This window comes from Mesorhizobium sp. P5_C1 (genome assembly GCF_054049815.1).
Genome location: NZ_JBFULQ010000287.1, coordinates 1 through 7,075, shown reverse-complemented (window position 1 = coordinate 7,075; position 7,075 = coordinate 1). Strand labels below are relative to the sequence as shown.

The following is a 7,075-nucleotide window of genomic DNA, read 5'->3' as shown; positions in this document are numbered from 1 at the left end:
GCGCAGGACAGCGTCGTCGCCGCATGGGCAAATTGCGGATCGCGCTCGATCAGCGCGATGGAGCCCGAAAACCCCTCCTCGCGCAGATAGTAGGCGATCGAGGATCCAACGATGGCCCCGCCGATGATGACAATGTCGTAGCGCACGCTTTTTATGCCCTTTCCGGTTCGAGCCGCTGATTGGGGAGTCACGCGGTTGGCAAGGTAATCTCGAAGCGCGTGCCGCGTTCGGAGTCAACCAGCTGGATCATACCATCATGCGCTTTCAGGAGGGCCAGCACGATGCCGAGCCCCATGCCGGTGCCGCCGGAATCGCGCCGCGTGGTGAAGAATGGTTCGAAGATGCGCGCCCGGTTGCTCGGCGAAATGCCGGCGCCGTCGTCGCTGACCAGGATGGACGCCTTGCCGCCGGTGCTCGCCACGGTGACCGACACCTGCGTCGCGCCGTGCCTGGCTGAATTGTCGATGAGATTGGCAAGCACGATTGCCGCGTTCTCAGCCGATATGCGCAAATCGATCTCGCCGCCGGCCTCGACACGAACCGCCAGCCTGTTGTCTACAGGAAGCAGTGCCAGCGCTGCGCCGATCGAGGTACTTTCACCGCTCGGCGCCAGATTCTCGGCCCGCGCCAGGTCGAGCAGCCGGCGCACCAGCAGATTGAGCCGCCCCGCATCGGTGACGATGTTGTTGGAGAAGCGCTGCCGCTCGGCCTCGTCCATCGCCGAACCGGAATCGCGGAGCAGCTCGGCCGCACCCTGGATCGCCGTCAGCGGCGATTTGAGCTCATGCGACACATGGGTGGCAAAGGTCTGGATCGAGTCCGATCGCGCCTGCAGCTTTTCCGCCATGTCGAGGAAGGCGGCGGAGAGCTCCGCCATTTCATAGGTGCCGTGGTGGTCGAGCGGCTTGATGGCCTGGCGGTCGCCGGCGGCGATGCGCTGGGTGCGGTCGATCAGCGCATAGATCGGCCGACTGACGGTACGCAGGAAGACCAGGCCGATGAGCAGCGTGCCGCCGAGGATGGTGATTGCCGCCAGGGTCACCTTGCCGCGCTCGCCATAGAGATGCTTGACGATGTTGTTGGGCGTCCGCGACACATAGACCACGCCGGCGACCTTACCGTCTATGGCCACAGGCAGGGCGACAAAGACACGCACCTTGGTGCCTCGGCTGACCGAATAGAGCGGTGGCGCCGGCTGGTTGGGAATGCGCAGCCGCAGCGCACTGGCATAGCGGCCGGCAAGGGCCTCGCGCACCTCTTCAACCCCGTCAAGCGATTGCCCGACCTCGCCACGTCCGGCAATGACGACGCCGGTGGGGTCGAGCAGCCGGAAGCCGGCCAGCGTGGTTTTCTGCGTGGCATCGAGAACACCGGACAGGCGCGCGCCGATGGCGGCGAAGGCGGGATCGATGGTGGCAGGCATCGCCGCCGGCCGCGTCGGCAGCACGGTGTCGGAAGCGAGATCGAGCTGCGGCTCGATCGGCCTGTACAGAGGGTCGGGATCGACGCTGCGGCTCGCATCCGCGTTTGCCCGCGGCATTGGCGCGCCGAGTTTTTCCGGCGGGATGCCGGCATCGCGCACGTCCTGCGCATAGATGGCGGCGATGGCGGCACCTTGCGCGATCAACTCGGCTTCGGTCTGGCGGATCAGTTGGTTCTCGTAGAGCCGAAAGAAGAACAGGCCCACCAGCGGCAACGCCATCACCAGGATCAGGATGGCAACGACGACCGTGGCAAGGCGCGGCCGCCATTTGCGGCCGATCCATTTGCGGGAGGCCGTCAACCGCATCGGCCGAGCCGGAAGCCGACGCCGTGCACAGTCTCGATAGCATCCAGGCAACCCGCCGCCGCCAGCTTGGCGCGGATGTTGCGGATATGGCTGTCCACAGTGCGGCCGGCGACATGGATGTTGGCGGCATAGGCGTTTGCCATCACCGCGTCGCGGTCGAGCACATGCGTCGGCCGCGCCAAAAATCCTTTCAGGATGGAGAACTCGATCCCGGTCAGGGCAAGCGGCTTGCCATCGAAGCTGGCGGCGTGGCTGGCCGGCGCCAGAGCGAGCTTGCCATGCGCGAACTGCCTGTCGTCGGCCGGTTCGGGCAGCACCGGGCGGGCGCGCCGCAGGATGACGTTGACGCGGGCGACCAGCTCTCGCGGGCTGAACGGTTTTGTCACATAGTCGTCGCCGCCCATTTCGAGCCCGAGGATGCGGTCGATCTCCTCGTCGCGCGCGGACAGGAACAGCACCGGCACGTCGGATGTGTGCCGCAGCCGCCGGCAGACCTCCAGCCCGTCCATCTCCGGCATGCCGATGTCGAGCACGACGAGATCCGGCGCGCGGCGTCCGATCTCCTGCAAGGCGGCGGCGCCGTCGGCCACCCCAAGCGTTTTCATGCCGGCCTTTTCCAGCGCGAAGCAGATCACCTCGCGGATATGCGGGTCATCGTCGGCGACGAGGATGTTATGCGGCATCGGTCAGCGGCCCGGCAAGGAAGGTTGCGAAGGCTGAGGAAGCACGAGCGACCCCTTGCTGTCGAGATAGCGAAGCAGGCGCCAGTCGCGAAAGCTCCAGGCCCGCCAGTTTTCCTGAACGGTTCGATACCAGTCTTCGTCGTTGCCGCGCCGCCCTGCCAGTTCGCGGAAGACCGAATTGTTGGCGGCTCGACTCTGATGATCGAGGAAGCGATCCATTGCCGGAAACGCACCCGGGCCGAGCGAGCGCAGATACCAGGCGTCGAGGGAGATGCCTTGGCCGGTCATTTCGAGGGAGTGGTCGACATTGTAATTGGCGATCAGCGCGGCGAAATTGATGAAACAGCCGGTATAAAGCGTCAGAGATAACGTCAGAAGATTGGCGGACAACAGCCATTCATTGGATTTTCCGAGCGCTATGCGGGCGATGATCAGCGCAAGACCTGATGCCACCAGCCCCATCCAGACGAAAGCCGCGATGCGCCAGTAGGTCAGCGCGTAGATGCCGACATAGAGATCGAGCCGCAGGATCGACGAGATGACCAGCATGATGTTCTGCGCCACCCAGGCATAGACCAGCCGGCGGATGAGCGGATCCCCCGATGTTTCGCTTCCCGGCCTGAGCGCCGCCAGCACGAAGCCGGCGGCAAGCAGCGCGGTGACGATCAAGGGATAGGCGCCGCGATGCGCGTAAGCCGCATAGCTCAGCCCATCGGGCAGCGCCACCCCACCCCACAGATAGGTGGCGTCGAGCCCGGTCTGCAGCGCAAACAGGATGTTGAAGACAACAAGCGCGCGCAGGATGGCGGCTTTGCCGAACAGGATATCCTCTATGGCGATGGTTTTCTCAGCTTGAGTGCTGACCACCGCCGGCGTCGCGCGAGGGATGCGACGAACCCGACGCGGCAGGCGTGGCCGTAGAAAGGCCCAGACACAGACCAGCACGAACAGCCAGAAGGCAATCCGCGTGAGCTGGATGAGATCGAGCAGCTTCAGCAGGTCGATCAGCGACAGCCAGTAGTCGATGACCGGATTGGCGGCGCCGAACAGCGCCAGGAAGACGGCGCCCAGCGTCAGCGGCATGACCCAGACGGCGATCGCTGCCAGCCGGACGCGGCGCCGGCCGAAGCGACGCGCCGTCCTGCGCCAGCGGATGAAGTCGTTGGCGAACCGGAACGGCGCCGCCAGCCCGAACAGTGCGATCTGGCAGGCAATGCGAGCGATGCGATGGCGCAGCCGCCCGCTCAGCGAGAGCGCGAAGACGACCAGGGCCGCAAGCGCGATCGATACCGACAGAGCGCTGACATTTTCGGCGAGCGGCAGCAGCGCGACAAGCAGCGCGGTGGGCTTGATCCACAGCCTGCCGTCGCTGAAGGCGGCGGGATGCACGGCCACCACGGCGGCGGCAATCAGGATGGCGAACAGGAAAACCGTGATGCCGGCTGGCTGGCCGTAGAAGAGAAAATCCGCCAGCGCGACCAGCAGCACGGCAACACCGAGGCGCGCGCAATAACTCGGCGCGGCAGAGACGAACGCTGTCATGACCTGGCCCTCCTGACGGCTTCCAGCCGGATGGTCGGCGGGCACTTGCGGGCGAAAGGGATGAGGATCGCCACCGGATTCGCGCGCGGCGGATCGACCAGCCACCAGCCCTCGCTGCGCAGCCGGTAAGGAAGGGACCAACGGGGTTTTGCTCGGTTTTGCATGCCGCCTGTCTCGCAGGCCGGCAGGGAGACGGCGGGGCGGATCGGAGGAGGTTTTCCGCATGCGTATGCAGTTTTCGTGCAGGGCTGGAGACGACTTGCCTCGACCATCCACAGACGGCATAGATCAGCCATGGAAACCTATCGTCCGCGCCGCTCGGTGCTTTACATCCCCGCCTCCAACGACAGGGCGCTGGCCAAGATCGCGCAGCTTGCCTGCGATGCCGTCATCATCGACCTCGAAGATGGCGTCGCTCCGGCCGACAAGATCGCCGTGCGTGAAAAGCTGGCCGACATCTTCGCCAACCGCCCGGTTGCCAACCACCTTGGCCGCCGCTGCGAGATGGTGGTGCGCGTCAATGCGCTGGCCAGCGAATGGGGCGCCGACGACCTGCTGGCTGTCGCTAGCTGCGAGCCCGACGGCATCCTGTTGCCCAAGGTCGACACGCCGCGCGACCTGCTCGAGGCGGGCGATGTGCTCGACGACAATTTTGCTCCCGACAGCGTGAAACTGTGGGCGATGATCGAGACGCCCAAGGCGCTGCTCAACATCGGCGCCATTGCCGAACTTGGCCGCGATCCGGCTTCGCGCTTGGCTTGTTTCGTTGCCGGAACGAACGACCTGCTCAACGGCACCGGCGTGTCGGCGACTCCTGACCGGCGCTACCTCGTGCCGTGGCTGATGCAGATGGTGCTGGCCGCGCGCGCCGGCCGCCTCGACATTCTCGACGGCGTCTCCAACGATTTTCGCGACCTCGACGCCTTCGCCCATGAATGCACGGAAGCGGCGGCCATGGGGTTCGACGGCAAGAGCCTCATCCATCCGGCCCAGATCGAAGCGGCGAACCTGGCCTTCGCGCCGTCCGCTGAAGCCGTGGCCGAGGCACGCGTGGTGAAGGATGCCTTTGCGCTTCCGGAAAATGCCGGCAAGGGCGTGATTGCGCTGAATGGAAAAATGGTCGAGAGGCTGCACTTGGCGCAAGCTGAAAAACTGCTGGCGAAGGCGGCGGCCATCGGCGCATGATATCGCCTGATGCTCGCGGGCTAAGGGCACTCACGACAGGAATTGACGGATGAAACTCTACCGCTTTCTCACTGGCCCTGACGATGCCAGCTTCTGCCACAAGGTGACTGCGGCGCTGAACAAGGGCTGGCACCTGTTCGGCTCGCCGACCTATGCCTTCGACAAGGAGGCCAAGACGATGCGCTGCGGCCAGGCCGTGGTCAAGGATATCGACGGTCAGGAATATGGGCCGGATACCAAGCTGAGTGATTGGTAGGCTTGGCGATTGGTATAGTCCCACGCTGGCGGGACAGCGCCCCCTTTGTCCTGCCGGACATCTCCCCCTCAAGGGGGGAGATCGGATGTCGTGGACGGCTTTCGCTAATTTTCAGCGTGGAAGAAAAGGAGCGGAGGTTGAAACTGCCAATCTCCCCACTTGAGGGGAGATGGCCGGCAGGCCAGAGGGGGCGCGAAGGAATGAGACGCCAGTTCCTTACCGCTGTGCGCAAGCCTCTGACGTTCTACTCAGCCGCCTCTTCGATCTTCTCCATATCATCGTCCGAGAGGCCGAAATGGTGGCCGATCTCGTGGATCAGCACGTGGGTGACGATGTCGCCCAGCGTTTCCTCGTTTTCGGCCCAGTAGTCGAGGATGGCGCGGCGGTAGAGCGTGATACGATTCGGGCCTTCGCCGGTCTGCGGATTCCAGCGCTCGGCGATGCCGCGTCCCTCGAACAGGCCGAGCAGGTCGAAGGGCGTTTCCAGCGACAGATCGTCCATGATCTCGTCGGTCGGGAACTCGGCGATCTGGATGACGATCTCGCCAGTCAGCTTGCGAAAATCCTCCGGCAGATGGGCGTAAGCCTCCAGCGCCAGGAACTCCATTTCCTCCATCGACGGCGAAAGCTCGTCGTGCCAGCTGCGGGTCTTGTAGATGCGGGCCATGCTGTGTCCTTTGATCCCGGCATATAGGCTTTCGCGCCGCAATCGGCAAATGGCGGGGGCGGCCCACGCCTCCGACAAGCCCCGGGGCAGGAATAAATTCCCCATGACTCCGCTTGACTCTTCCAGCACCCTCTGGAATCTATAGGAACATAACAGGAACAATTGTGAGTGAAAGCTGACCGTCATGGCGATGACCGCCGTGGCGCGGGAGACTGTTTTTGCCCTGCGCCGCCAGATCGCGAAGATCGAGGGAACGCTGCCCGAGCGCCTGCAGGCGCCGGCCGCCGCGGCTCCCGATGTTCGCGTCGACGCCGGCCCCAGCATCGATGTGACGATTGTCCGCCGAGGCGTTGCCACGGCGCTGCCGGATGCGTTCCTGTCCACCGGCGTCGAGCGGCTCGATGCCGCCCTGAGCGGCGGCCTGCCGAAAGCCGCCTTGAGCGAAATCCATGGCATTGAAACCCGCGATGCCGGAGCCGTCGCCGGCTTCGCTCTGTCGCTCGCAAGCCTGATCCTCAAGCAGACGCAAGGGTTGCCGGTGCTCTGGATCGGCACATCGGAGATTTTTCGCGAGGCCGGCTTTCCCTATGCCAGGGGGCTTCATGCCTCGTTCGGCATCGAACCCGAGCAATTGCTGTTTTCCGAGGCGCCAAAACTTGTCGATGCGCTGTGGGTCGCCGAGGAGGCCGCCCGGATGACGGCGCTCGCCGCCGTCATCCTCGAGATCCGCGGCAATCCGCAGCGGCTCGACCTGACCGCGACGCGCCGGCTGCATGCCCGGGCACAGAGTGCCGGCCGGCCGGTGTTCCTGCTGCGGCAGGCTGCCGAGCCCGAACCGACGGCCGCACCCGTTCGTCTCATCGTCGCGTCGGCACCGGCGGTGCCGCGCGACACCATCGTCGGGCCGCTCGCCGGCTCGATCGGCCGCCCGGCCTTCACCCTCACCATCGGCA

8 protein-coding genes are annotated in these 7,075 nt (G+C 64.9%); 3 read left to right on the top strand and 5 right to left on the bottom strand.

Annotation, left to right across the window (positions count from 1 at the left end; genetic code table 11):
* The 4 genes from ACXJ7R_RS20610 to ACXJ7R_RS20595 form a co-directional block, all read right to left on the bottom strand.
* Positions 1 to 146: FAD-dependent oxidoreductase (locus ACXJ7R_RS20610; protein ID WP_457153456.1), on the bottom strand; the 146-nt coding region annotated here is incomplete at its 3' end.
* A gap of 41 nt (positions 147 to 187) precedes the next feature.
* Positions 188 to 1,789, bottom strand: a complete 1,602-nt coding sequence (locus ACXJ7R_RS20605) for an ATP-binding protein (RefSeq protein WP_457153455.1) — start codon at positions 1,787 to 1,789, stop codon at positions 188 to 190.
* The gene (locus tag ACXJ7R_RS20600; protein WP_457153454.1) at positions 1,780 to 2,472 is read right to left on the bottom strand and encodes a response regulator; all 693 of its coding nucleotides are present in this window, start codon (positions 2,470 to 2,472) and stop codon (positions 1,780 to 1,782) included. The genes ACXJ7R_RS20605 and ACXJ7R_RS20600 overlap by 10 nt, the downstream gene beginning before the upstream one ends.
* 3 nt (positions 2,473 to 2,475) lie before the next feature.
* Positions 2,476 to 4,014, bottom strand: a complete 1,539-nt coding sequence (locus ACXJ7R_RS20595) for a DUF4153 domain-containing protein (RefSeq protein ID WP_457153453.1) — start codon at positions 4,012 to 4,014, stop codon at positions 2,476 to 2,478.
* 294 nt (positions 4,015 to 4,308) lie between these two features.
* Here ACXJ7R_RS20595 and ACXJ7R_RS20590 point away from each other — a divergent pair, with 294 nt between their 5' ends.
* Positions 4,309 to 5,199, top strand: a complete 891-nt coding sequence (locus tag ACXJ7R_RS20590; RefSeq protein WP_457153452.1) for an HpcH/HpaI aldolase/citrate lyase family protein — start codon at positions 4,309 to 4,311, stop codon at positions 5,197 to 5,199.
* Between the two features lie 49 nt (positions 5,200 to 5,248).
* Entirely contained in the window at positions 5,249 to 5,455 is a 207-nt protein-coding gene (locus tag ACXJ7R_RS20585; protein WP_457153451.1) for a DUF1737 domain-containing protein, read from the top strand.
* A 244-nt stretch (positions 5,456 to 5,699) separates the two neighbouring features.
* Here the strand turns inward: ACXJ7R_RS20585 and ACXJ7R_RS20580 are convergent, their stop codons facing one another.
* Entirely contained in the window at positions 5,700 to 6,122 is a 423-nt protein-coding gene (locus ACXJ7R_RS20580) for a metallopeptidase family protein (RefSeq protein WP_095084388.1), read from the bottom strand.
* Between the two features lie 184 nt (positions 6,123 to 6,306).
* On the opposite strand from ACXJ7R_RS20580, the gene ACXJ7R_RS20575 reads away from it, so the two are divergent.
* A partial coding sequence (locus ACXJ7R_RS20575; protein WP_457153450.1) for an ImuA family protein occupies positions 6,307 to 7,075 on the top strand: 769 nt, incomplete at its 3' end.